We start from the raw sequence: 720 nt of genomic DNA, 5'->3' as shown, positions 1-720 counted from the left end.
TGTCATGATCTCAACCGGATTCAGCCCTGTCTGCTGCTCCAGAAGGCCTTCCAGCACAAAAATGGAATCTCGTAATGTGCCGGGGACAACGATGCCGTGGAATCCAGAGTACTGATCAGAGACGAAGTTGTACCAGGTGATGCCACGTCCGGAACCAAAATATTTTCTGTTAGGTCCTGAATTGACGGTTTTCACCGGCGTGACAAAGCGCATGCCATCAGCTGAAGCCACTTCGCCACCACCCCAGCGGCCAGCAAGCTCCAGTGTGGACTGAAAATCAACCAGGCGGGCATTGGCGCTGACCAGCGTTTCTGCCCGGAGGTAATTCTGTTTTACCCAGCTAAGCCGGTGGCGCGTCAGCGCCGGTATATTGTGCTTTATCAGCGGTTCCAGCCCGATATTGCAGGCCTCTGCCATCAGGACCGCGCACAGGCTGATGTGCAGATCCTGTGCCCGGGCCCCGGATTCACTGACATGCGTAAACTCACGTGTAAATCCCGTTCTGGCATCTATTTCAAGCAACAGTTCCGTCAAATCTACTGGCGGGAGTAGCAGCCTTACCCGACTGTTGAGACGATGCAACGATGTTGGCTCCTCCAGTTTCTCCAGGCTGCTGATAGTCAGGGAAGGATGTTTACCGTCATGGCAAATATGAACCTCCGCATTTCCTTCAAAGCGGGATGCGACGGTTTTCCAGGTTTCATCCAGCTGGACCGCCAG

The 720-nt window shown here is 54.2% G+C and carries 1 protein-coding gene; it reads right to left on the bottom strand.

The annotated features are described in order from the left end of the window. Nucleotides 1–720: Tn3 family transposase (locus ACVCAM_RS26485; RefSeq protein WP_447093754.1), on the bottom strand; the 720-nt coding region annotated here is incomplete at both ends.

This window comes from Enterobacter sp. CFEC122 (genome assembly GCF_052983755.1).
Note: the sequence above shows the minus strand (reverse complement) of the source record. Positions and strands in the feature narration are given on the sequence as shown.